Origin of the sequence: Escherichia sp. MOD1-EC4550, assembly GCF_963876935.1 — a bacterium.
GTDB lineage: Bacteria > Pseudomonadota > Gammaproteobacteria > Enterobacterales > Enterobacteriaceae > Escherichia > Escherichia coli_F.
Genome location: NZ_CAWNSE010000009.1, coordinates 114,217 through 139,910 on the forward strand (window position 1 = coordinate 114,217; position 25,694 = coordinate 139,910).

21 protein-coding genes and 2 tRNA genes are annotated in these 25,694 nt (G+C 50.5%); 11 read left to right on the forward strand and 12 right to left on the reverse strand.

All coding sequences use genetic code 11. The features are described from left to right. The first annotated feature begins 31 nt into the window (after positions 1-31). Positions 32-4,648 (forward strand): ATP-dependent helicase, encoded by a 4,617-nt coding sequence (locus AACU19_RS05795; protein ID WP_105278798.1) that lies wholly within the window; start codon positions 32-34, stop codon positions 4,646-4,648. A 50-nt stretch (positions 4,649-4,698) separates the two neighbouring features. Here AACU19_RS05795 and grxD read toward each other — a convergent pair whose 3' ends face one another. After that, positions 4,699-5,046, reverse strand: coding sequence for a monothiol glutaredoxin 4 (gene grxD / locus AACU19_RS05800; protein WP_000108172.1), 348 nt, complete (start codon positions 5,044-5,046; stop codon positions 4,699-4,701). A 334-nt stretch (positions 5,047-5,380) separates the two neighbouring features. Here grxD and mepH point away from each other — a divergent pair, with 334 nt between their 5' ends. Together mepH and sodB are read left to right on the forward strand one after the other, a co-directional pair. After that, positions 5,381-6,208, forward strand: a complete 828-nt coding sequence (gene mepH / locus AACU19_RS05805) for a peptidoglycan DD-endopeptidase MepH (RefSeq protein ID WP_000101187.1) — start codon at positions 5,381-5,383, stop codon at positions 6,206-6,208. A 127-nt stretch (positions 6,209-6,335) separates the two neighbouring features. Then, positions 6,336-6,917 carry a superoxide dismutase [Fe] gene (gene sodB, locus AACU19_RS05810; protein ID WP_000007283.1) on the forward strand — a complete coding sequence of 194 codons (582 nt, stop codon included), beginning with the start codon at positions 6,336-6,338 and terminating at the stop codon, positions 6,915-6,917. 145 nt (positions 6,918-7,062) lie between these two features. On the opposite strand, the gene AACU19_RS05815 is transcribed toward sodB, so the two are convergent. Next, positions 7,063-8,232: an MFS transporter gene (locus AACU19_RS05815; protein WP_000701039.1), complete on the reverse strand. Its 1,170-nt coding sequence runs from the start codon at positions 8,230-8,232 to the stop codon at positions 7,063-7,065. A 165-nt stretch (positions 8,233-8,397) separates the two neighbouring features. Then, the gene (cydH, locus tag AACU19_RS05820) at positions 8,398-8,487 is read right to left on the reverse strand and encodes a cytochrome bd-I accessory subunit CydH (protein WP_000102278.1); all 90 of its coding nucleotides are present in this window, start codon (positions 8,485-8,487) and stop codon (positions 8,398-8,400) included. Between the two features lie 298 nt (positions 8,488-8,785). On the opposite strand from cydH, the gene purR reads away from it, so the two are divergent. After that, a complete protein-coding gene (gene purR / locus AACU19_RS05825; protein ID WP_000190982.1) occupies positions 8,786-9,811 on the forward strand; it encodes an HTH-type transcriptional repressor PurR in 1,026 nt (341 codons plus the stop codon). On the opposite strand, the gene punR is transcribed toward purR, so the two are convergent. After that, complete coding sequence (gene punR, locus AACU19_RS05830) at positions 9,808-10,740, reverse strand: DNA-binding transcriptional activator PunR (protein ID WP_000269493.1); 933 nt, start codon at positions 10,738-10,740, stop codon at positions 9,808-9,810. The genes purR and punR overlap by 4 nt on opposite strands. Before the next feature lie 112 nt (positions 10,741-10,852). On the opposite strand from punR, the gene punC reads away from it, so the two are divergent. Continuing rightward, positions 10,853-12,064, forward strand: a complete 1,212-nt coding sequence (gene punC, locus AACU19_RS05835; RefSeq protein WP_105278799.1) for a purine nucleoside transporter PunC — start codon at positions 10,853-10,855, stop codon at positions 12,062-12,064. A 290-nt stretch (positions 12,065-12,354) separates the two neighbouring features. Beyond that, complete coding sequence (gene cfa / locus AACU19_RS05840; RefSeq protein ID WP_000098896.1) at positions 12,355-13,503, forward strand: cyclopropane fatty acyl phospholipid synthase; 1,149 nt, start codon at positions 12,355-12,357, stop codon at positions 13,501-13,503. Between the two features lie 39 nt (positions 13,504-13,542). On the opposite strand, the gene AACU19_RS05845 is transcribed toward cfa, so the two are convergent. Beyond that, a complete protein-coding gene (locus AACU19_RS05845) occupies positions 13,543-14,184 on the reverse strand; it encodes a riboflavin synthase (protein WP_000493965.1) in 642 nt (213 codons plus the stop codon). 214 nt (positions 14,185-14,398) lie between these two features. Between AACU19_RS05845 and mdtK the strand changes: the two genes are divergently transcribed. Then, positions 14,399-15,772, forward strand: coding sequence for a multidrug efflux MATE transporter MdtK (gene mdtK, locus AACU19_RS05850; RefSeq protein WP_105278800.1), 1,374 nt, complete (start codon positions 14,399-14,401; stop codon positions 15,770-15,772). A gap of 40 nt (positions 15,773-15,812) precedes the next feature. On the opposite strand, the gene AACU19_RS05855 is transcribed toward mdtK, so the two are convergent. Then, positions 15,813-17,069 (reverse strand): AIDA repeat-containing protein, encoded by a 1,257-nt coding sequence (locus AACU19_RS05855; protein WP_000534246.1) that lies wholly within the window; start codon positions 17,067-17,069, stop codon positions 15,813-15,815. A gap of 308 nt (positions 17,070-17,377) precedes the next feature. Here AACU19_RS05855 and AACU19_RS05860 point away from each other — a divergent pair. The 4 genes from AACU19_RS05860 (at position 17,378) to AACU19_RS05875 (ending at position 19,684) form a co-directional block, all read left to right on the forward strand. After that, positions 17,378-17,454: transfer RNA gene (locus AACU19_RS05860), tRNA-Val, on the forward strand. Between the two features lie 4 nt (positions 17,455-17,458). Continuing rightward, positions 17,459-17,535, forward strand: a tRNA-Val gene (locus tag AACU19_RS05865). Between the two features lie 107 nt (positions 17,536-17,642). Continuing rightward, positions 17,643-17,948 (forward strand): monooxygenase, encoded by a 306-nt coding sequence (locus AACU19_RS05870; protein ID WP_000212657.1) that lies wholly within the window; start codon positions 17,643-17,645, stop codon positions 17,946-17,948. A gap of 125 nt (positions 17,949-18,073) precedes the next feature. Next, complete coding sequence (locus tag AACU19_RS05875; protein ID WP_000716889.1) at positions 18,074-19,684, forward strand: FAD-NAD(P)-binding protein; 1,611 nt, start codon at positions 18,074-18,076, stop codon at positions 19,682-19,684. A gap of 5 nt (positions 19,685-19,689) precedes the next feature. Here the strand turns inward: AACU19_RS05875 and ydhT are convergent, their stop codons facing one another. The 6 genes from ydhT to AACU19_RS05905 form a co-directional block, all read right to left on the reverse strand. Continuing rightward, positions 19,690-20,502: a protein YdhT gene (gene ydhT, locus AACU19_RS05880; RefSeq protein ID WP_100733782.1), complete on the reverse strand. Its 813-nt coding sequence runs from the start codon at positions 20,500-20,502 to the stop codon at positions 19,690-19,692. Positions 20,503-20,505: 3 nt separating this feature from the next. Beyond that, complete coding sequence (gene phsC, locus AACU19_RS05885; protein ID WP_001069973.1) at positions 20,506-21,291, reverse strand: thiosulfate reductase cytochrome B subunit; 786 nt, start codon at positions 21,289-21,291, stop codon at positions 20,506-20,508. After that, a complete protein-coding gene (locus AACU19_RS05890) occupies positions 21,288-21,956 on the reverse strand; it encodes a 4Fe-4S dicluster domain-containing protein (RefSeq protein ID WP_050486602.1) in 669 nt (222 codons plus the stop codon). Before AACU19_RS05890 ends, phsC begins: the two co-directional genes overlap by 4 nt. A gap of 63 nt (positions 21,957-22,019) precedes the next feature. Continuing rightward, complete coding sequence (locus AACU19_RS05895) at positions 22,020-22,670, reverse strand: YdhW family putative oxidoreductase system protein (RefSeq protein ID WP_024212173.1); 651 nt, start codon at positions 22,668-22,670, stop codon at positions 22,020-22,022. 12 nt (positions 22,671-22,682) lie between these two features. Continuing rightward, on the reverse strand, positions 22,683-24,785 hold the full coding sequence (locus AACU19_RS05900; RefSeq protein ID WP_001273493.1) for an aldehyde ferredoxin oxidoreductase: 2,103 nt from the start codon (positions 24,783-24,785) through the stop codon (positions 22,683-22,685). 20 nt (positions 24,786-24,805) lie between these two features. Next, entirely contained in the window at positions 24,806-25,432 is a 627-nt protein-coding gene (locus AACU19_RS05905) for a ferredoxin-like protein (protein WP_001070240.1), read from the reverse strand. Between the last annotated feature and the right edge of the window lie 262 nt (positions 25,433-25,694).

Sequence of the window (25,694 nt, forward strand, 5' to 3'; positions counted from 1 at the left end):
TCATGCATGATATTCACGGGGAATAGCGTTAATGGCAGATAATCTAAACCCTTCATCGCCCCTGCCGGACGTGTTTTCACCGGCGACCCGCGACTGGTTTCTTCGCGCCTTTAAACAGCCGACCGCTGTCCAGTCGCAAACCTGGCATGTGGCGGCGCGAGGCGAACATGCGCTGGTGATTGCACCGACTGGCTCCGGGAAAACGCTGGCAGCATTTCTCTACGCCCTCGATCAGCTCTTCCGCGAAGGCGGCGAAGATACCCGCGAGGCGCATAAGCGTAAAACCTCACGCATTCTCTATATTTCACCGATCAAAGCTCTGGGCACCGACGTTCAGCGCAACTTGCAGATCCCGTTACAGGGTATTGCCGATGAACGGCGGCGGCGCGGCGAAACGGAAGTCAATCTTCGCGTGGGGATCCGTACTGGCGATACGCCTGCACAGGAACGCAGCAAACTCACCCGTAATCCGCCGGATATTCTGATCACCACACCCGAATCACTCTATCTGATGCTGACCTCCCGCGCGCGCGAAACGCTACGCGGCGTCGAAACGGTAATTATTGATGAAGTCCACGCGGTAGCGGGCAGTAAACGTGGTGCGCATCTGGCGTTAAGTCTGGAGCGGCTCGATGCGCTGCTCCACACCTCAGCACAGCGAATTGGCCTTTCTGCCACTGTACGCTCAGCCAGCGATGTGGCAGCATTTCTTGGTGGCGATCGCCCGGTTACGGTAGTCAACCCGCCCGCAATGCGCCATCCGCAGATACGGATTGTCGTACCGGTCGCCAATATGGATGATGTCTCATCGGTCGCCAGCGGCACCGGCGAAGACAGCCATGCCGGCCGAGAAGGCTCCATCTGGCCATATATTGAAACGGGTATCCTTGATGAAGTTTTGTGCCATCGCTCGACCATTGTCTTTACTAATTCACGCGGGCTGGCGGAAAAACTGACGGCACGATTGAATGAGCTTTACGCCGCACGCTTACAGCGTTCCCCGTCTATCGCCGTTGATGCGGCCCATTTCGAGTCGACCTCCGGCGCAACCTCTAACCGTGTACAAAGTAGCGACATTTTTATTGCCCGCTCACACCACGGCTCCGTGTCTAAAGAACAACGAGCCATCACCGAACAGGCGCTGAAATCGGGTGAATTACGCTGCGTGGTCGCAACCTCCAGTCTCGAACTGGGGATTGATATGGGCGCGGTGGATCTGGTAATTCAGGTGGCAACGCCGCTTTCTGTTGCCAGTGGGTTACAACGCATTGGACGTGCCGGACACCAGGTAGGTGGTATCTCCAAAGGGCTTTTTTTCCCCCGAACCCGACGTGACTTAGTCGATTCCGCAGTCATTGTTGAGTGTATGTTCGCAGGCAGGCTGGAAAACCTGACACCACCGCATAATCCACTCGACGTCCTTGCGCAGCAGACCGTTGCCGCCGCGGCGATGGATGCATTACAGGCAGACGAATGGTACTCCCGCGTACGCCGTGCCGCACCGTGGAAAGATCTGCCAAGACGTGTTTTTGACGCCACGCTGGATATGCTTTCCGGGCGCTATCCCTCTGGCGATTTTTCTGCTTTTCGACCAAAACTGGTCTGGAACAGGGAGACCGGGATATTGACCGCCCGACCTGGCGCTCAATTGTTGGCGGTGACCAGCGGAGGCACCATTCCGGATCGTGGCATGTATAGCGTGTTATTACCCGAGGGTGAAGAACAAGCCGGATCGCGGCGGGTGGGTGAACTGGATGAGGAGATGGTGTATGAGTCGCGGGTGAACGATATTATCACCCTTGGCGCTACCTCATGGCGGATCCAGCAAATCACCCGCGATCAGGTGATTGTGACTCCTGCTCCAGGTCGTTCTGCCCGGCTCCCTTTCTGGCGTGGTGAAGGTAACGGACGTCCGGCAGAATTAGGCGAGATGATCGGCGATTTTCTCCATTTACTGGCGGATGGCGCGTTCTTTTCCGGGACTATTCCCCCGTGGTTGGCAGAAGAAAATACGATCGCCAATATTCAGGGGTTGATTGACGAGCAGCGCAACGCGACGGGCATCGTTCCGGGTAGTCGTCATCTGGTCCTCGAACGGTGCCGTGATGAAATTGGCGACTGGCGTATTATTTTGCACTCTCCCTATGGAAGACGGGTGCATGAACCCTGGGCGCTGGCGATTGCCGGGCGAATACATGCACTATGGGGCGCTGACGCGTCTGTGGTTGCCAGTGATGACGGCATTGTTGCGCGCATTCCTGACACCGATGGTAAATTGCCTGATGCCGCGATTTTTTTGTTTGAACCAGAAAAGTTGCTGCAAATTGTCCGCGAGGCGGTAGGCAGCTCGGCACTTTTCGCCGCCCGTTTTCGCGAATGCGCCGCGCGGGCATTATTAATGCCGGGCCGCACGCCGGGCCATCGCACCCCGCTCTGGCAACAACGGCTGCGCGCCAGTCAGTTGCTGGAAATCGCTCAGGGATATCCGGATTTTCCGGTCATTCTCGAAACCCTACGCGAATGTCTGCAAGATGTTTATGATCTTCCCGCGCTGGAACGTTTGATGCGTCGCCTGAACGGTGGCGAAATTCAAATATCCGATGTAACGACCACTACGCCTTCGCCTTTCGCCGCCAGTTTATTGTTCGGCTATGTCGCGGAATTTATGTACCAGAGCGACGCCCCGCTGGCAGAGCGCCGGGCATCCGTACTGTCGCTGGACAGCGAGTTACTGCGCAATCTACTCGGTCAGGTTGATCCTGGTGAGTTACTCGACCCGCAAGTCATTCGTCAGGTGGAAGAAGAGTTACAGCGGCTGGCACCTGGCAGAAGAGCGAAAGGTGAAGAGGGAATGTTCGACCTGCTGCGCGAACTGGGGCCAATGACCGTTGATGACCTGGCGCAACGGCATACAGGCAGCAGTGAAGAGATTGCGTCGTATCTGGAAAATCTTCTTGCAGTAAAACGAATCTTCCCGACGATGATTAGCGGGCAGGAGCGTCTTGCCTGTATGGATGATGCCGCCAGGCTGCGCGATGCCCTCGGCGTACGACTACCAGAGTCACTGCCAGAGATTTATTTGCACCGAGTCAGTTACCCGCTTCGCGACCTCTTTCTGCGCTATCTCCGGGCTCATGCTCTGGTCACGTCTGAACAACTGGCTCATGAGTTTAGTCTCGGTATTGCCATTGTCGAAGAGCAACTTCAGCAACTGCGCGAACAGGGGCTGGTGATGAATCTGCAACAAGACATCTGGGTGAGCGATGAAGTATTTCGTCGTCTGCGTTTGCGCTCGCTGCAAGTCGCCAGAGAAGCGACACGTCCCGTTGCGGCCACGACCTATGCGCGATTGCTGCTGGAACGTCAGGGCGTATTACCCGCCACCGATGGTAGCCCGGCACTCTTTGCCTCAACATCGCCAGGCGTTTATGAGGGCGTGGATGGCGTCATGCGGGTGATCGAACAGCTTGCCGGAGTCGGTTTACCCGCCTCACTCTGGGAAAGCCAGATCCTGCCTGCCCGCGTACGCGACTATTCGCCAGAAATGCTCGATGAATTACTGGCAACCGGTGCGGTTATCTGGTCGGGGCAAAAAAAACTGGGTGAAGATGACGGTCTGGTGGCACTGCATCTACAGGAATATGCCGCAGAATCGTTCACTCCCGCCGAAGCGAATCAGGCGAATCGTTCGGCGCTGCAGCAAGCGATAGTCACGGTTCTGGCTGACGGAGGAGCCTGGTTTGCACAACAAATCAGCCAACGGATACGCGATAAAATCGACGAATCGGTTGATCCCTCAGCCCTGCAAGAGGCGTTATGGGCGCTGGTCTGGCAAGGCGTCATCACCAGCGACATTTGGGCACCGTTACGCGCCCTCACCCGCAGCAGTACCAACACACGCACCTCAACTCGTCGCAGCCACCGGGCTCGTCGTGGACGTCCTGTCTATGCGCAACCCGTCTCGCCGCTGCTATCTTACAACACACCAAATCTGGCTGGACGCTGGTCGTTATTGCAGGTGGAGCCACTAAACGATACCGAAAGGATGCTGGCGCTGGCGGAAAATATGCTCGACCGCTACGGCATCATCAGTCGTCAGGCGGTGATAGCCGAAAATATCCCTGGCGGGTTTCCATCGATGCAAACGCTTTGTCGAAGTATGGAAGACTCCGGGCGAATTATGCGAGGTCGTTTTGTAGAAGGTCTGGGTGGCGCGCAATTCGCTGAACGTCTGACTATTGACCGATTGCGCGATCTGGCGACACAAGCCACGCAAACGCGCCACTATACACCAGTGGCGCTCTCTGCCAACGATCCGGCTAATGCATGGGGAAATCTTCTGCCCTGGCCTGCACATCCGGCGACGCTGATACCAACGCGTCGGGCGGGTGCGCTGGTGGTCGTTTCTGGCGGCAAATTGTTACTCTATCTGGCGCAAGGTGGCAAAAAAATGCTGGTCTGGCAGGAAAAAGAGGTATTACTCGCCCCAGAGATTTTCCACGCGCTGACTACCGCACTGCGTCGCGAACCACGGCTGCGCTTTACGCTAACAGAAGTGAATGACCTACCGGTCCGGCAAACGCCGATGTTTACGCTGCTGCGTGAGGCGGGATTTTCAAGTTCGCCACAAGGGCTGGAATGGGGATAGATAAAGAACTGACGGATGCCCGTTCGCATCCGTCAGTATTGCAGGACGGATTATTCAGCGTCCGGCTCTTCAGACTTGTATTTAGCGGCAGTTTCTTTGATCAGCTGCTGCAGTTCGCCACGCTGATACATTTCGATCACGATATCACAACCGCCGACCAGCTCGCCGTCAACCCACAGTTGCGGGAAGGTCGGCCAGTTAGCATATTTCGGCAGTTCCGCACGAATGTCCGGATTCTGCAGGATATCAACATAGGCAAAACGTTCGCCACATGCGGCAAGCGCCTGGACTGCCTGGGCAGAGAAACCGCAGCTCGGCAGTTTCGGTGAACCTTTCATGTACAGCAGGATCGGGTTTTCAGCAATCTGGCGTTGGATTTTTTCGATAGTGGTGCTCATTGTCTTGCTTCCTCAAACTTCTTTACGGCAGTAATCTGACATTGTAGCGGGTCAGTGCGGCATCGGAAAATAACATTTTCATCACGCTTTTGCTATTTTATCCCTTTGTTCTATTTGTTGCATTTCAAATATTCGTTTCTTCCCTGACGCACGGCAAACTGGCGTATTTATAACCATTTTTAGCTTCCACTGCTGCATTTTTTTGCGCTCGCCGACGAAACGTATTTTTTAACAATAAAAGCTATTAACTTTCTCTTCTTCTATGCATTAGAATCATCAAGTTTTGTAAATCAGACGCAGGCATGATAGACCTGCCTTAACAGAGGGACGCTCAGTGGCGCGGATAAACCGTATTTCGATCACGCTCTGTGCTTTACTTTTTACCACCCTGCCTTTAACGCCTATGGCCCATGCTTCAAAGCAAGCCAGGGAGAGTTCTGCTACCACTCATATCACCAAAAAAGCAGATAAAAAGAAAAGCACGGCAACCACCAAAAAGACCCAGAAAGCCAGCCAGAAAACAGCGAAAAAAGCCGCCAGTAAAAGTACGACCAAAAGCAAAACCGCTTCTTCCGTTAAAAAATCTTCCATTACCGCTTCTAAAAACGCCAAAACTCGCAGCAAACACGTCGTCAATAAAACGGCCTCAGCCAGCTTTACCGAAAAGTGTACCAAACGTAAGGGCTATAAATCGCATTGTGTGAAAGTCAAAAATGCCGCGTCAGGAACCCTTGCCGACGCACACAAAGCGAAGGTGCAAAAAGCCACAAAAGTGGCAATGAATAAACTGATGCAGCAAATTGGTAAGCCATATCGTTGGGGTGGCAGCTCACCGCGTACCGGTTTTGATTGCAGCGGCCTGGTTTATTACGCTTATAAAGATTTGGTGAAAATTCGTATTCCGCGTACGGCGAATGAAATGTATCACCTGCGTGATGCAGCACCTATCGAACGTAGTGAACTGAAAAACGGCGACCTGGTCTTCTTCCGTACTCAGGGACGCGGTACAGCCGATCATGTCGGCGTGTATGTCGGCAACGGCAAATTTATTCAGTCACCGCGTACGGGTCAGGAAATTCAAATCACTTCTCTCAGTGAAGACTACTGGCAGCGCCACTATGTTGGCGCTCGCCGGGTAATGACCCCAAAAACACTTCGCTAAAACTTTACCCTGTTGTTACGGCAACAGGGTAAGTTCATCTTTTGTCTCACCTTTTAATTTGCTACCCTATCCATACGCACAATAAGGCTATTGTACGTATGCAAATTAATAATAAAGGAGAGTAGCAATGTCATTCGAATTACCTGCACTACCATATGCTAAAGATGCTCTGGCACCGCACATTTCTGCGGAAACCATCGAGTATCACTACGGCAAGCATCATCAGACTTATGTCACTAACCTGAACAACCTGATTAAAGGTACCGCGTTTGAAGGTAAATCACTGGAAGAGATTATTCGCAGCTCTGAAGGTGGCGTATTCAACAACGCAGCTCAGGTCTGGAACCATACTTTCTACTGGAACTGCCTGGCACCGAACGCGGGTGGCGAACCGACTGGAAAAGTCGCTGAAGCTATCGCCGCATCTTTTGGCAGCTTTGCCGATTTCAAAGCACAGTTTACTGATGCAGCGATCAAAAACTTTGGTTCTGGCTGGACCTGGCTGGTGAAAAACAGCGATGGCAAGCTGGCTATCGTTTCAACCTCTAACGCGGGTACTCCACTGACCACCGATGCAACTCCGCTGCTGACCGTTGATGTCTGGGAACACGCTTATTACATCGACTATCGCAATGCACGTCCTGGCTATCTGGAGCACTTCTGGGCGCTGGTGAACTGGGAATTCGTAGCGAAAAATCTCGCTGCATAATAACTGATGGCAAATGCAGCATTGCCTGATGCGCTTCGCTTACCATGCCAACACGGATGAGGCGTTAACACCGCATCCGGCAAGATAAATCGCACGTTGCCAGCAACTGTAACGCAGAAGGTTATCCTTCTGCGTTTTTGTTTAATTAGCTGTTGGCAACGCAAACTGCCTCAGGTTGTTTTCTGGCTGACATAAACACCAGCAATAATGCCAGTCCCGCGACAATCGCCCCCATCACCGGCACAAAGCTGTATCCCAGCCCAGCGGAAATTACCGCACCACCAGCCGCTGCTCCCAGCGCATTTCCAAGATTAAAGGCACCAATATTGACTGATGAAGACAGACCTGGCGCTTCACTGGCGACACGCATCACGCGCATCTGTAACGGCGGTACGACCGCAAAGGTTGCAGCGCCCCACACCACCATGCTAATAGCTGCGCCGAACTCATTGCGGGCCAGGAACGGGATTGCCAGCATAATCACCATCAGCAGCAACAAAAAGCCTTTCAACGTGCCGTTAACTGAACGATCTGCAAGTTTGCCGCCGAGATAGTTACCGATAGAGAATCCGACACCAATCAGCACCAGCATTGCCGTGACGAACACCGGCGTTGCGTGGGTAATACTTTGCAGTACCGGAGAGATATAGGTGTAGAGGGTAAACATTGCACCAGCTCCCAGTACCGTCGTCAGCAATGCAGACAGCACCTGCGGACGCATTAATACCGCCAGCTCTTTTTTCACTTCAGGTCGTGCCCCTGCACCACCTTTAGGTAATGAGAAGAACAGACTTACCATTGAAATCACTCCCAGCCCCGCCGTTGCCAGAAATGACATCCGCCAGCCGATGGTTTCACCCAACCAGGTCGCCGCCGGCACGCCACCGATATTTGCCAGGGTTAACCCCATAAACATAGTGGCAACTGCGCTGGCCTGTTTATGTTTTGGCACCACGCTTGCGGCCACGACTGAACCCAAACCAAAAAATGCTCCGTGATTCAGGCTGGTCAAAATGCGTGAAAGCATCAGGGTCATATAATCCGGCGCGATGGCGGAAAGTACGTTGCCAAGCGTGAAAATCGCCATCAGGAAAATCAACGCACTGCGGCGGGCACGATGAGAAAGTAGAAGCGTCATCAGCGGCGCGCCCACCATTACGCCAACTGCATAGGCACTGATTAACATTCCGGCAGCGGGAATCGAGACATCCACACCGCGCGCAATGACTGGCAACAAGCCCATTGGCGAGAACTCCGTTGTCCCGATACCAAACGCGCCAATCGCCAGCGCCAGCAACGGATAGTTAATTTTCATGCCTTATCTCCACCTCTTCGCGTCATTACGCGATATTCATTAAAGTGGCGAAAGCATGACAGCAATCACAAAAAAATGAAAATAACAAAAAGAGAAAACACTTTTGCCATTTTGCTAACAAACAGGAAGGAGATGCGAGGGAGAACGCGCTCCCTCGAGAGGAAATCAGTGCAGCGCGGCAGTCAAACCCACGGCCACGATCAAACCGAGGACGATAATCGTTGTTACCAGTGAAAATTTAAGGTCGGTGCTCATCAAGTTTTCTCCTTTTTTATTACCACACAAAAAGTGATATTACGCATTTTTACACACTGTGATGAAAAAATCTCCCGTCATTTATAATGATAAGTGTTTTTACCACTTCCCCTTTTCGTCAAGATCGGCCAAAATTCCACGCTTACACTATTTGCGTACTGGCCATTGACCCCTTCCTGACGCTCCGTGTCGTTTTTCCGGCGTACCGCAACACTTTTGTTGTGCGTAAGGTGTGTAAAGGCAAACGTTTACCTTGCGATTTTGCAGGAGCTGAAGTTAGGGTCTGGAGTGAAATGGAATGGCAACAATAAAAGATGTAGCGAAACGAGCAAACGTTTCCACTACAACTGTGTCACACGTAATCAACAAAACACGTTTCGTCGCTGAAGAAACGCGTAACGCCGTGTGGGCAGCGATTAAAGAATTACACTACTCCCCTAGCGCGGTGGCGCGTAGCCTGAAGGTTAACCACACCAAGTCTATCGGTTTGCTGGCGACCAGCAGCGAAGCGGCCTATTTTGCCGAGATCATTGAAGCGGTTGAAAAAAATTGCTTCCAGAAAGGTTACACCCTGATTCTGGGTAATGCGTGGAACAATCTTGAGAAACAGCGGGCTTATCTGTCGATGATGGCGCAAAAACGCGTCGATGGTCTGCTGGTGATGTGTTCTGAGTACCCAGAGCCGCTGCTGGCGATGCTGGAAGAGTATCGCCATATCCCAATGGTGGTGATGGACTGGGGTGAAGCAAAGGCAGACTTTACCGATGCAGTCATTGATAACGCGTTTGAAGGCGGCTACATGGCCGGGCGTTATCTGATTGAACGTGGTCACCGTGAAATCGGCGTTATCCCCGGTCCTCTGGAACGTAACACTGGTGCAGGCCGCCTTGCCGGTTTTATGAAGGCGATGGAAGAAGCGATGATCAAGGTGCCGGAAAGCTGGATTGTACAGGGTGACTTTGAACCTGAATCCGGTTATCGCGCCATGCAGCAAATACTGTCGCAGCCGCATCGCCCTACTGCCGTCTTCTGTGGTGGCGATATCATGGCAATGGGCGCACTTTGTGCTGCTGATGAAATGGGTCTGCGCGTCCCACAGGATGTTTCGCTGATCGGTTATGATAACGTGCGCAACGCCCGCTATTTTACGCCGGCGCTGACCACGATCCATCAGCCAAAAGATTCGCTGGGTGAAACAGCGTTCAACATGCTGTTGGATCGTATCGTCAACAAACGTGAAGAACCGCAGTCCATTGAAGTGCATCCGCGCTTGATTGAACGCCGCTCCGTGGCTGACGGCCCGTTCCGAGACTATCGTCGTTAATCACCCGTTGCGGGAGTCTCTTCCGGCTCCCGCAGCCACTCCTTATTCAGCGTCTCACTATCGCCGAGATACTCAAGCAACCAGGTTAACGCAGGCGACATATCATTTTGCTGCCATGTCAGACAACATGCCGAATCCGGAAAGGGGTTTTCCAGTTCTAATGCTACCCACTTCCCCTCATTAAGCCACGGTTTGGCGAAATGTGTTGGCACCATCCCTATGCATAATCCTGCCGAGATACAGGTTGCCGATGATTCCCAGTCAGGCACGACAAGTCTTTTTTGGTTATCCAGCAACCAGGTAATACGTTTAGGTAGCGTTCGCGAGGTGTCTTCGCGCACCAATGACGGCCAGTTGCGCAACGTATCATCGCTGAACGGGCCATCCATCAACGCCAGCGGGTGGTGGCTGGCAACAACGCAACTCCAGCTTAGCATCCCCATATCCCGGAAGGCATAACGACCGCCTACCGGAATCGCGCGTGTTGCGCCAATCGCCAGTTCCACGCGCCCGTCGGAAAGCGCATCCCAGACACCGTTAAACACTTCCTGAAAGACAAGAAGTTCGACATCATCAAAATGGCGATAAAAATCAACGATCATCTGCCGTGTACGTTCTGGTCTGACAATATTATCCACTGCGATAGCTAACTGACCGCGCCAGCCGTTCGCTATCTGCTGACATTGCTGCCGAGTGATCTGCATTTTTTTGACAACAGAGCGCCCTTCTTTGAGAAACCACGCCCCGGCAGCGGTCAGTTCCACATCACGGTGACGTCGTTCAAACAGCGGCACCGCCAGCCACTCTTCCAGCTGACGCACGGTATAGCTGACCGCAGAAGGAACGCGATGCAACTCCTGGGCTGCAGCGCTAAAACTACCATTACGCGCTACCGCATCAACAACTTCGAGTGAATATTCTGACCACATAGTCTGCCTGCAAAATTTTTGAAACCAGTCATCAAATATTACCGTTTCACAACACTAATTTCACTCCCTACACTTTGCGGCGGTGTTTAATTGAGAGATTTAGAGAATATACATGCAACCTGGGAAAAGATTTTTAGTCTGGCTGGCAGGTTTGAGCGTACTCGGTTTTCTGGCAACCGATATGTATCTGCCTGCTTTCGCCGCCATACAGGCCGACCTGCAAACGCCTGCGTCTGCTGTCAGTGCCAGCCTTAGTCTGTTCCTTGCCGGATTTGCCGCAGCCCAGCTTCTGTGGGGGCCGCTCTCCGACCGTTATGGTCGTAAACCGGTGTTATTAATCGGCCTGACAATTTTTGCGTTAGGTAGTATGGGGATGCTGTGGGTTGAAAACGCCGCCACGCTGCTGGTATTGCGTTTTGTACAGGCTATAGGTGTCTGCGCCGCGGCGGTTATCTGGCAAGCGTTAGTGACGGATTATTATCCTTCACAGAAAGTTAACCGTATTTTTGCGACCATCATGCCGCTAGTGGGTCTATCTCCGGCACTGGCTCCTCTTTTAGGAAGTTGGCTTCTGGTCCATTTTTCCTGGCAGGCGATTTTCGCCACACTGTTTGCCATTACCGTGGTACTGATTTTGCCTATTTTCTGGCTTAAACCCACGACGAAGGCCCGTAACAATAGTCAGGATGGTCTGACCTTTACCGAGCTGCTACGTTCTAAAACCTATCGCGGCAACGTGCTGATTTACGCGGCCTGTTCAGCCAGTTTTTTTGCATGGCTGACCGGTTCACCGTTCATCCTTAGCGAAATGGGTTACAGCCCGGCAGTGATTGGTTTAAGTTATGTACCGCAAACTATCGCGTTTCTGATTGGTGGCTATGGCTGTCGCGCCGCACTACAAAAATGGCAAGGCAAGCAGTTATTACCGTGGTTGCTGGTGCTGTTTGCTGTCAGCGTCATTGCGACCTGGGCTGCGGGCTTCATTAGCCATGTGTCGCTGGCCGAAATCCTGATCCCATTCTGTGTGATGGCGATTGCCAACGGCGCGATCTACCCGATTGTTGTCGCCCAGGCACTGCGGCCCTTCCCACACGCAACCGGCCGCGCCGCAGCGTTGCAGAACACTCTACAACTGGGTCTGTGCTTCCTCGCAAGTCTGGTAGTTTCCTGGCTTATCAGTATCAGCACACCATTGCTCACCACCACCAGCGTGATGTTATCAACAGTAGTGCTGGTCGCTCTGGGTTACATGATGCAACGTTGTGAAGAAGTAGACTGTCAGAATCATGGCAATGCCGAAGTCGCTCATAGCGAATCACACTGATCTATATCGATATGCTTATACTTAGGCTGCTAACAAAATTTTGTTGTATGATTGAAATTAGCGGCCTATACTAATTTCGAGTTGTTAAAGCTACGATAAATATTATGTTTTTACGGGGACAGGATCGTTCCCGACTCACTATGGATGGTCATTTCGGCAAGGGTTCCTCCTTTCCCTCTGTTCTACGTCGGATTATAGACTCGCGGTTTTTTCTGCGAGATTTCTCACAAAGCCCAAAAAGCGTCTACGCTGTTTTAAGGTTCTGATCACCGACCAGTGATGGAGAAACTATGAGTTCATCGTGTATAGAAGAAGTCAGTGTACCGGATGACAACTGGTACCGTATCGCCAACGAATTACTTAGCCGTGCCGGTATAGCCATTAACGGTTCTGCCCCGGCGGATATTCGTGTCAAAAACCCCGATTTTTTTAAACGCGTTCTGCAGGAAGGATCGTTGGGGTTAGGCGAAAGTTATATGGATGGCTGGTGGGAATGTGACCGACTGGATATGTTTTTTAGCAAAGTCTTACGCGCAGGTCTCGAGAACCAACTCCCCCATCATTTCAAAGACACGCTGCGTATTGCCGGCGCTCGTCTCTTCAATCTGCAGAGTAAAAAACGTGCCTGGATAGTCGGCAAAGAGCATTACGATTTGGGTAACGACTTGTTCAGCCGCATGCTTGATCCGTTCATGCAATATTCCTGCGCTTACTGGAAAGATGCCGATAATCTGGAATCTGCCCAGCAGGCGAAGCTCAAAATGATTTGTGAAAAATTGCAGTTAAAACCAGGGATGCGCGTACTGGATATTGGCTGTGGTTGGGGCGGACTGGCGCATTACATGGCGTCTAACTATGACGTAAGCGTGGTGGGCGTCACCATTTCTGCTGAACAGCAAAAAATGGCTCAGGAACGCTGTGAAGGCCTGGATGTCACCATTTTGCTGCAAGATTATCGTGACCTGAACGACCAGTTTGATCGTATTGTTTCTGTGGGGATGTTCGAGCACGTCGGACCGAAAAATTACGATACCTATTTTGCGGTGGTGGATCGTAATTTGAAACCGGAAGGTATATTCCTGCTCCATACTATCGGTTCGAAAAAAACCGATCTGAATGTTGATCCCTGGATTAATAAATATATTTTCCCGAACGGTTGCCTGCCCTCTGTACGCCAGATTGCTCAGTCCAGCGAACCCCACTTTGTGATGGAAGACTGGCATAACTTCGGTGCTGATTACGATACTACGTTGATGGCGTGGTATGAACGATTCCTCGCCGCATGGCCAGAAATTGCGGATAACTACAGTGAACGCTTTAAACGAATGTTTACCTATTATCTGAATGCCTGTGCAGGCGCTTTCCGCGCCCGTGATATTCAGCTCTGGCAGGTGGTGTTCTCTCGCGGAGTCGAAAACGGCCTTCGAGTCGCTCGCTAGAGGCTATTCTATCGCCCCCGCTCCGGGGGCGATTTCAGATCAGGCTTCTGTACCTGGTTGATTCATGGCATTTTCTCGTGCCGCCAGCACACGTTCTACCGTATCTACCACTGCCTGAGTTTGTGGATCGATTTCAATGTTGACGCGTGCGCCGAGTTTTTTCTTCCCAAGGGTGGTGCGTTCCAGTGTTTCCGGAATTAAATGGACGCAAAAACGCGTTGGCGTTACTTCGCCGACTGTCAGGCTAATACCGTCGATGCCAATAAATCCTTTGTACAGGATATATTTCATCAGCTGACTATCCTGGACTTTAAACCAGATCTGGCGATTATTTTCCGAGGTTAATATTTTAGCCACTTCAGCGGTGGTCATAATATGACCTGACATTAAGTGTCCGCCAATTTCATCGCTAAATTTCGCTGCCCGCTCAACATTTACCCAATCCCCCACGTTTAAATCGCCAAGATTGGTAATACGTAACGTTTCTTTCATCAGGTCAAAACTGACATGGTTGCCGTTAATCTCCGTCACGGTCAGGCAGCAACCGTTATGCGCCACGGACGCACCGGTTTCCAGACCGTCCAGCATGTAGTCAGGTAACTCAACCACATGTGTGCGAAAATTTGGTTTCTCGTCAATCGACACCAGTTTTGCGGTGCCCTGTACAATCCCCGTAAACATACTCACAACTCCTGAAATCAGTTAAGACATTCGGTTCAGCACAATAGCAGGTGGAAAACGCCCTTACCAGTGAAGGGGTAAGAATGGCTATTTTTTCACTGGAGAATTAATAAATCCTCGCTACAATAGACTGAATTTCCCCTGCTTCTTCTTTTTGCTGCCCATTCAGGCGGCTTTTTAGTCTCTCATATAATTACAAATAAAAGGTGTTCACGTGCAGAAGTATATCAGTGAAGCGCGTCTGTTATTAGCATTAGCAATCCCGGTGATTCTCGCGCAAATCGCCCAAACTGCGATGGGTTTTGTCGATACCGTGATGGCGGGCAGCTATAGTGCCACCGACATGGCGGCGGTCGCTATCGGTACTTCTATCTGGCTTCCGGCGATCCTCTTTGGTCACGGGCTGCTGCTGGCATTAACGCCGGTTATCGCGCAATTAAATGGTTCCGGTCGACGTGAGCGCATTGCGCATCAGGTGCGACAAGGGTTCTGGCTGGCAGGTTTTGTTTCCGTTCTCATTATGCTGGTGCTGTGGAATGCGGGTTACATTATCCGATCTATGGAAAATATCGACCCGGCTCTGGCGGACAAAGCCGTGGGTTATTTGCGTGCATTGCTGTGGGGCGCACCGGGCTATCTGTTCTTCCAGGTTGCCCGTAACCAGTGTGAAGGTCTGGCAAAAACCAAGCCGGGTATGGTGATGGGCTTTATCGGCCTGCTGGTGAACATTCCGGTGAACTATATCTTTATTTATGGTCATTTCGGTATGCCTGAGCTCGGTGGCGTTGGTTGTGGCGTGGCTACTGCGGCGGTGTATTGGGTCATGTTCCTTGCCATGGTTTCTTACATTAAACGCGCCCGCTCGATGCGCGATATTCGTAACGAAAAAGGCACCGCGAAGCCCGATCCTGCGGTTATGAAACGACTGATTCAACTCGGTTTGCCAATTGCGCTGGCGCTGTTCTTTGAAGTAACGCTGTTTGCCGTCGTGGCTCTGTTAGTGTCTCCGCTAGGTATTGTTGATGTCGCAGGACATCAGATTGCCCTGAACTTTAGTTCACTGATGTTCGTACTTCCCATGTCGCTGGCGGCAGCGGTAACCATCCGCGTAGGTTATCGTCTGGGTCAGGGCTCAACGCTGGATGCGCAAACCGCTGCGCGGACCGGGCTTATGGTGGGTGTCTGTATGGCAACCCTGACGGCCATATTCACGGTTTCACTGCGGGAGCAAATCGCCCTGTTGTACAACGACAATCCCGAGGTTGTAACGCTGGCTGCGCATTTGATGTTGCTGGCGGCGGTATATCAGATTTCTGACTCAATCCAGGTCATTGGCAGTGGGATTTTGCGTGGATATAAAGATACGCGTTCCATTTTCTATATCACCTTTACGGCTTACTGGGTGCTGGGCTTGCCAAGCGGCTATATTCTGGCACTGACCGATCTGGTTGTTGAGCCTATGGGGCCAGCAGGCTTCTGGATAGGGTTTATTATCGGCCTGACATCGGCAGCTATTATGATGATGCTGCGAATGCGTTTCCTGCAACGTCTGCCGTCAGCCATCATTCTGCAACGAGCGTCCCGCTAATAAAGACAAGGCGCAACCTTCACGGGTTGCGCCTGTGTTTTTACGCAGGCTGGAGCGTTGCGCCAATCCCGTCTTCGTCTGGCTGTAGTTTCAGTGCGTTACACAGAGTTTGCCGACTGGCATCGGTTATCTCAACGTGTATATCACCGTTAACTTCCCCTTTCACATTGATGAAGTCAGGTGAAATTTCTTTCGCACTGGTTTGCAGGCAAATCGCTCCCTCTCCGCGCAGGTGTTTCACTTTCAGTTGCACATGCGTTGCCGCATCAGTGATCAGCCACAGTTTTCCACCATTCAGATTGATGTTACCAATATTGAAAGTGACACTGTCACCTTTTACCGTGCTGCCATCGAAAATCAACACACCGCCCTGCTGTACAGTAATCGATGATTGTTGCAGATCTGCGCCATAGCCAATAATCATTGAAGCGCCGTCCAGTAATGCAACACTCCCGGTCAGTTCAACCGGTGCGCGATCTTCCTCTACGACAAAATTTTCGTCCGCGCTGGTGGGTGACAACAAGATCACTGTCCCACCTTGTATTACCGCGTTTTCCAGCGCACCAGCATGCACTTCAGCCCGACCACCCACATTAACGGACAGGTTTTGCGTCTTACCGGAACTATAGAGCTGAAGGCCATCCGTCCCCAGACGATAAATGGCTCCATTCTCAACAATAGTGTTAGAGTCTTCACCACCGAGATTATTCATGGTGCCACCAGCAAGCAATGTATCACTGGCTTTCCCCGCCAGCATAAAAACGCCGCCCTGATTAATCTCACAATTGCTGGCTTCCCCACCTGGATACACCAACAATTCACCACCTTCATCTACCACGACCGCTGAGGTTGTCCCATTGACCAACAGGCCGCCCTCTTGATCGAGAATGATTTTTTCCGCGCGATGGCCTTCCAGTACACGCAGGTTACCGCCATTTTCCAGCAACAAACCGCAGGCATAACCCTGATCAACGCTAAATTTACCTTCTGGATGGCGGCCATTAACCGTAGCGAGCGTAGAGAGACTAATTGCGCCTCCCTCTGACTGAACAATATCTGTGGCAATGGCACCGTCACTGACCGATAGCGTGCCATTGTTGCCGTACTGTGTGCATTTGGCGATCCCACCGGTTGCCACTTTCAACCAACCGGCCCCCGTGACCACGGTATTTTCGGCTCTTGCGCCAGCTTCAACAATTAACTCACCTTCAGTAAGTTGCGTCGCGCCAATGACCTCGCCGGTCTTAACAATTTGCACGTTCCCGTCGCTCATCAAGTTTTTCGCATCAGATCCCATGATTTATTCCTTTGCTGCATCTGTGTGCCTTTATTGCTACCTAAGTGTAAAGGCTACGGAGGATTTATCCACGACAGATTTTGAGATGGTGGCAAACAACTCTGTTTAAACTCTGATACACAGATTATTGGGTTGTGTCAGATGTAAATGCGATCCTGAATAAAAATCGCCCTTGCAAATCAACAAAATATAGCCAATTTGCTTAAAAGCTCTGCAAACGGTCGAAATACCGCAGAAAAATACGTTTTGCCTCTTGCCACCTTCCCACTCTGCCGCTAATATTCGTCCCCGTTGTCACCTACAACGTTGCGTTCATAGCTCAGTTGGTTAGAGCACCACCTTGACATGGTGGGGGTCGTTGGTTCGAGTCCAATTGAACGCACCATCCTGCGTCCGTAGCTCAGTTGGTTAGAGCACCACCTTGACATGGTGGGGGTCGGTGGTTCGAGTCCACTCGGACGCACCAGATTTTCTTAATCTGGTCTTCTCCTTTTTCCCTCTGTTTCTTCTCTGTATCCAATACGTTAAAAGATTTACACTGTCTTCGTATGCGTTATCAGAAGGAGAATCGCTATGGCAACTTTGTTACAACTTCATTTTGCTTTTAATGGCCCATTTGGCGACGCAATGGCTGAGCAGCTTAAACCGCTTGCTGAGTCGATTAATCAGGAACCTGGTTTTCTGTGGAAGGTATGGACAGAAAGTGAAAAGAACCACGAAGCCGGTGGGATCTACCTTTTCACTGATGAAAAAAGCGCCCTTGCCTATCTGGAAAAACATACTGCCCGACTGAAAAATCTCGGCGTTGAGGAAGTTGTCGCCAAAGTTTTCGATGTCAATGAGCCACTGAGTCAAATCAATCAGGCAAAACTCGCCTGACAGATTTTAACCAAGGGCGGTTAGCGCCCTTTTCATCCCTGTCTGAAATTTCTCAAATTCTAAAAATTTCAACCAAACTTATCTGATAACACTAAATTCGAAAGAATGCGTATAGGTAAGTAACAATGAAAAAAATTGCTATTGTGGGTGCCGGGCCTACGGGGATCTACACCTTATTCTCGCTTCTACAGCAACAAACTCCACTTTCTATTTCTATCTTCGAGCAGGCTGACGAAGCCGGTGTCGGGATGCCATACAGTGATGAGGAAAACTCAAAACTGATGCTGGCAAATATTGCCAGTATTGAAATACCGCCGATTTATTGTACATATCTCGAATGGCTACTAAAGCAAGAAGCCAGCCATCTCCAGCGTTATGGCGTTAAAAAAGAAACCTTGCACGATCGCCAGTTTTTACCGCGAATTCTGCTGGGCGAATATTTCCGCGATCAATTTTTACGATTAGTAGACCAGGCACGACAGCAAAAATTTGCAGTGGCTGTTTATGAATCATGCCAGGTTACCGATCTGCAAATTATAAATGCTGGCGTCATGCTCGCTACAAATCAGGATTTACCCAGCGAGACGTTTGATTTAGCGGTGATCGCGACGGGTCACGTCTGGCCTGATGAAGAAGAAGCAACCAGAACGTATTTTCCCAGCCCGTGGTCAGGCCTGATGGAAGCAAAGGTCGATGCGTGTAAGGTGGGTATTATGGGAACATCCTTGAGCGGACTGGATGCGGCAATGGCAGTGGCCATTCAGCATGGTTCGTTTATTGAAGATGATAAACAACACGTCGTTTTTCACCGCGATAACGCAAGTGAAAAGCTAAATATTACGTTGATGTCGCGCACGGGTATTTTACCCGAAGCCGATTTCTATTGCCCTATTCCCTACGAGCCCTTACACATCGTCACTGATCAGGCATTAAATGCTGAGATTCAAAAAGGCGAAGAGGGCCTTTTGGATCGGGTATTTAGATTGATAGTAGAGGAAATCAAATTTGCTGATCCAGACTGGAGCCAACGCATAGCCTTAGAGAGCCTGAATGTCGATTCCTTTGCTCAAGCCTGGTTTGCCGAGCGCAAACAACGCGACCCATTCGACTGGGCAGAAAAAAATCTCCAGGAAGTCGAACGCAATAAACGAGAAAAACATACTGTTCCCTGGCGTTATGTCATTCTGCGCCTGCATGAAGCCGTACAGGAAATTGTTCCTCATCTGAATGAACACGACCATAAACGGTTCAGTAAAGGCCTTGCCCGGGTTTTCATCGATAATTATGCGGCAATCCCTTCAGAGTCTATTCGTCGACTACTGGCCTTACGTGAAGCGGGAATCATTCATATTCTCGCCCTCGGTGAAGACTACGAAATGGAAATTAATGAGTCGCGCACCGTCCTGAAAACGGAAGACGATAGCTACTCGTTTGACGTTTTTATTGATGCCCGCGGGCAGCGTCCGCTTAAAGTGATAGATATTCCTTTCCCTGGACTACGCGAACAATTACAGAAAACAGGGGATGAAATCCCTGATGTTGGCGAAGATTATACGCTACAGCAACCCGAAGAAATTCGTGGGCGCGTAGCGTTCGGCGCGTTGCCCTGGTTGATGCACGACCGGCCATTCGTACAGGGACTTACGGCATGTGCAGAAATTGGTGAGGCGATGGCTCAGGCGGTCGTAAAGCCTGCATCCCGTGCTCGTCGGCGTCTTTCGTTTGATCAAATGTAAAGCTATCAGCACTCAACAAACTGATGCTGTTCATTAAGGCGATAGCAGACTCCGGCTCGAATATTGTTTTCACCTTCAATGGCGACGGCGAAGCGAACTCTTTCGCCGTCATGATATGCCAGTGCGGCGCTTCCCCCTGGCCCGAGAATAATTGAGTCGACCACGCCCGTGCTCACTATTGTTGAATCTTCACCGCTGGCAATGATGTGTACATTGTCGCCGCTGTTGGCAATTCTGGCGTTTGCGCCAAAGCTGGCGATTTGCACCAGGTCACCATTACTGGCGACATGACACCGTTCACCCAATGTGCAAACGCGTACTCGCATTCCGGTATTCGCAATCCGACTGCTATCTCCAGCGCTGCTTATCCGCGAAGAATTACCGGTTACAGCAACCCGTGCGCGTTCACCGGAGCTGCCAATGTGACTGTTAAAGCCGACACTTCCAATCCGCACGCTATAACCCATACTGGCAATTTGCGCGGCATACCCAGCAGTTGCGATTCTGGCATTATCCTCACAACAGCCGATGCGAGCATGATCGTCGCTGCGGGCAAACTGACTGCAAAATGGTCTCTCTCCGGGATCTATGGCCAGTTTTTGCATAGAAGAAACTTCCTGATGCGCGAAGTTTTCATCCGCCAGCCATTTTTTCCACGCATACTCAACCAGACTCTCCGCCCAGTCCGTATATCCTTCCTCAATAAGTGCATGATGAATATCGGCATAACTACCGCCGCGTGGGAAATGGCGCAGGAACCAGCGATACATCACCGCTCCGATACGCCATTCTCGCAGGTCTGCTCGTGTAATGATCATTCGTTAGTGCCGGTGATAGCCATCGACCATGCTTTTAAAGGTTTCGTGTGGCGTACGCCCCGTGGTGCAAAGATAAAGATGACCGAAGATAAAAAAGAGGCTTATAAATGCCAGAGCAAAATGCGCCTGAAATAACCAGTATCTTACGCCAGGAAACACATCTCCCACGGCTTGCGGATAGAGACACAGCAGCCCCGTCAATAGTAACAACGGCAGCAATCCATACATGACACCAACATAGGCGACCTGCTGTAAGGGATTAAATTTAGACTGTGTTGTTGCCGGGAAAGGATGTTCTTCCCCCTGCATAATGCCAAACAAATAAAATCGCGTTTGTTTTGCCGCTCGCTCCAGCCAACCCTGACGACGAATGCGATAGTGGTGACCATTACCCCCAACGGCATTGATCAGAACAAAGCCGAGCCAGCATGCCAGTAACAAAAATCCGCAAACTTCATGCACCGCAACCAGACTTTTAACCGCAGTTGCTCCCACCAGCGCAAAGTGATTTATCAGCCCACTTGCCAGCAACAATACAAAGAGTAACGCATTCGACCAGTGCCATAATCTGACCGCTTTGCTGTAAAGATAAATCTTCTCACCATGATCGGTGGCTGATTTCTTCACGCCACGAGCACGAAGCAAGGCATGCAGCCCCAGCACCAACCACATCCCAACCAGCAATAGTCCGGCAATGATCAACCACACCGGCCAAAATTCGGGAGTGAACTGTGGCACATAGTTCGCCAACTGGCTCTGAAACTGTTCAGCATGTTGCGACGGGTTCATACATTTTCCTTTTTAATCAAATGTTGACCGAATCGGCGATACAGATGCGGTTTCCCGGCACCAGGTAGCTGATATTGATAATATTTATTTTCTTGCAACCACGCTTGAATTTCTGGGCTATCTTCGCGACCAAAGATCAATGCATGTTCCGGGCAGGCGCTAACGCAAATGGGCGGAAAGCCTTTTGCTAGTCGGGACTCAGCGCAGAAATCACATTTATCTGCCACTTTAGTGACAGGGTTAAGGTAGCGAACCTGATACGGGCAAGCGCCAATGCAATAACTGCAGCCGATGCACTGCGATTTTTCTACCCGCACGATCCCCTGCATATCACGCCATGACGCTCCTGTTGGGCAAACGTCGATGCAAGGAGCATCTTCACAGTGCTGGCATGACTGGCGAAAAAAGTGATACTGCGTTTCGTTGTCGTTATCGGTGACTGGAATGTGTGCTATCGATAAACGGCTTCCCTGAGCGGGGACGTGGTTTGTTTTACGGCATGCGCGGGCGCAAATATTACAGCCATTGCACCGTGACTCGTCATGAATCATGGCATACCGAACTTCCTTTTCTTGCCTCGTGTTCGCTAACAGAGAAGACGCAGAACCAGTAAAAAAGATTACTGTTCCCATCCCCAGAACAAATTTGCGTCGAGTGAAGGACATCTGATTATCCCCTAATGCAGTGGCTGCAACTGTCCACCCTATCCATGACATCTCCCTGAAATTTCAGGGGTTCTGAAACTGCTCTACCTCGAACCATTCGCATAAGCCATAAGCTTTGCCATAGGTCATAAATCGCTCGCTAAACAAGTACAACACCGCCGTCGATGACTCCACCTGCCGTATATCGGCATATTCAGGTGCAACATCCATCGCGGCGATCGCGGCTTCAATCTGCGCTTCCTGGAAGTAATATGGCGCTTGCATCAGCATGGCGACTTTGTAAGGACGAGGATACGTCTGGCACTCAAAACGAACGGCGTGTGCAATAGCGCGACAAATGTCCTGCTCCACAACTTGCAAAGACATCGCCGCGTAGTTTTCACTCATGGCCTGCGTTGAGTAATAGTAATCATCCTGGCTTCCCGTCATACACGCGATATCCGCGTAGTCTCCGTTCTGCTTAATGTTTTCCAGCAAAACTGACAGTTCCTCTTCTGCAACCGAATAGGGTGGCGAGAGAAACACGGCGCGCGCCACCAGCTGCCCAGCCGCAGAATGCTGGCGAATGAACTCTGCCAGGATTTCAGCAGGTTCTGGTTCTGTGATGTCTTCACTTACCGTATCAACGGGGTGGCGCATCCCCTGCAACCATTGCCGCTTCGCCTCGTCAATTTCGCTGACTTCCGCTAACGGCAAGACATCCTGATGGTTCATCTCACCCATTCCTTACGCAGGCAGTAGATTGTGTGCTGCCAGATCGGCGGCAATATCTTCCAGCCCCAGACGCTGCAATGTTTCGCGGGTCGGACAACCAAGCTGTGGGTCCCAGCCCATTTCTTTGTAGAACATCGTGAGCGAAGCATGCATATCGTCACGATCCATTTTGTCAGTACCTTCAGTAAAGACCGGGATCTGCGGATCCTTGTCGAATACCCAGGAACAGATAAGATCGTGTTCATTACGCATATCTTTGGTTTGCATCAGTTTTACCGTGTAGGCGCGATGCAACGTAAAGATACGCTCTGCAGCTAAATCTAATTTTTCCTGAGTCATATCTTCGCCAGTGATCGCTTTGAAGAATTTGGCTTCAAGCGCCAGATCGCCCCGATAATTACGGCTTTTCAGCGGCGAAACGGTCATTGGCCAGACCCAGTTGCACAGGGTGACGGCGTTATGCAAACAGACCCGCAACAGCGACCACTTAGCATATTTAATTTTTGCGTCATTGATTGGCGTGTAGTTTTTGGTTTCATCGTAAGCATCTTCAGAACCAAAAAGCTCTTTCGCCACTTCACGTTGCAGTTTCAATGGCAAACCGGAACCAATGAAGTTGATATGGGTATGCGTCATGCAGTCACGGTTGAACATACAGTTAACAATGGAGCCGACCTGCGCTGACGCTTCATTGGCGTGGTGAACTGGATAGCCAAACGGCGACCAGAGTTTATTTTTCGCGTAGCCCCAGTACTCTTCACCCAAATTCCAGCGTTCTGCGATAGCATATGAACCATCAGCCAGGTGACTCAGCTCACCCACACGATGCGCCAGACGGTAGTAAAAATCTTTAATGAAGTTAACGTCACCCGCTTCCAGTTGATCCCAGCGAATTTCCGCATACTCTTCAGCAGGCAGAACACGCTTGAACACCCCTTTGCTGTAACAATAGGTAAAGTCGCGATGCAGCTGACCATAGTTACACCATAGGCCGTAGTCATCGAACAGATTCAAACCAACCAGGTTACCAATCACACGACCATCGTCTTTATCTTCAAAATCTTTCGGACCGTTCGGGAAGATGGTGGTATGGACAAAGTTTGCAACACAAGTGTTACCACCTGTGCTAGGCACGCCAAACTCTTTCACCCGAGGAATATTCATTTGGGTCATACAACGGATCGGGCAAGAGTGGCAGCCGCTCATTTTTACTGTGTATTTCTCTGCCGCCGGACCTAAGTCAAAAACGGATTTATAGGTACGAAAGCCGACCGTGTTCTGATTGCCTGGCGGAATTTCCCCCGTTTCAATCGGACCACCTTCAGCCGCGCCCCAAAACAGCCCTTTACGTGCTGTCCAACGTGATTTGGGATCTGAATACTCTGCCCACGATTGCGGCGTACTTGGCACGACATGGTTGTTATTCGCACCGATAAGTTCAGTCATCATGTAATCGTTGAGACGCTTCATCTCCTGACGATCGGCAATGTTGACCCCTTTCGTCCCTTCAACCGCAATCGCTTTCAGGTTTTTCGAACCCATTATTGCGCCAGTTCCCGCACCACCGCTGTGATTACGGCTATTCAACATGCCAGAGAGAGGTACAAGGTTTTCCCCAGCCTGACCAATAGCCGCCACACAGGTTTCAGGGCTGGTCAATCGACAAATCTCTTCCGTAGTTGCGCGCGTCCCTTTTCCCCATAAGAAATCGGCTTTTTCCAGGCTAACTTTGTCATCTTTAATATTCAGCCATACCGGTGCTTTCGCTTTCCCTTCGATAATAATGACGTCGTATCCAGCGAATTTCATTTGCGCTGCAAAAAAGCCCCCCATATGGGCATCGACGACTAAATTTCCTTTGGTAAAAGTAGAAAGTGAGGTGATATTTACGCGAGAACTGCAGGGTGCACCAGATCCAGTTAATGGGCCGGTAGCAAAGACTAATTTATTCGCTTCATCGAAAGGTTTCGTGCCTGGCGGTACTTCGTCATACATAATTTTGTAGCCGAAGCCCATACCACCGACAAAACTTTTAAACTTACTGGAATCTTCGAGGGTAATATTTCCTGTCGTGAGATTGACTCTTAATATATTACCTGTCCAACCGTTAGCCATGATTTTTTCCTTTGCAAGATTCACACAGTAATATCTTTCCACTCGATAATTTTTAACGCCCCTGTTGGGCAGGCGTTTGCGCATTCACCGCATAACACACATTTCGAGGACTTTTTACTTTCGGTATTTACGGTGGCCATCATCCACGGGCATGCCGTAGTACAGGCGCTACAGCCAATACAACGTTTATGATCGACGGTAATACAGCCTTCTTCCTGTTGCCAGGTAATCGCACCAATCGGACAGACGTTCATGCATTGCGGTTCTTTACATTGACGGCAGGTGTCCGCGGTATAGTTGAGATCGCCATACAGGCCACCGCCAGAGCCAACCCCGTTGTCGCCAAAGAAATAATTGCGATGGATTTTGATGCGGGAGAAAAATGTACCTACTGAGCCATCGTTGAAGGTGGTACAAGAGATTTCACAGCGGTGGCAACCCGTGCATCGCGCACGTTGGGTCACCAGCACCCCTTTGGGTGTATTTATCAACCCTACTGTGCCGCTATCAATATCTTCCTGTTTGCAACCCAAAAGTGACAGTAACGCAGGGGCAATTGTTAGACCAGCAAGGCCTTTTCCTGATATACGCAAGAATTCTAATCGCGTTAAGCCAATATCTAATAGTGGACGATCAACCGGGTTCATTTATTTCGCATCCTCTTCGCAAACACAGTGCTGACAATTCAGCAGCCTGATATTAAGCATTCAACTAATACGCTGCTGACTCTGTCCCCAACACCAGATATTTTCCCTAACCCGATAGTGTATGAGAAAAGATTTAACGCTGATAAACTAATCCTTTATGGTTAGGAGGAAAAATAATGTGATTATTCTGAGCTCTTAACATTGATCGTTATCAATTAAAATCACAAAGCAAGAAATTATAAGTGAACTGATATTTATTATC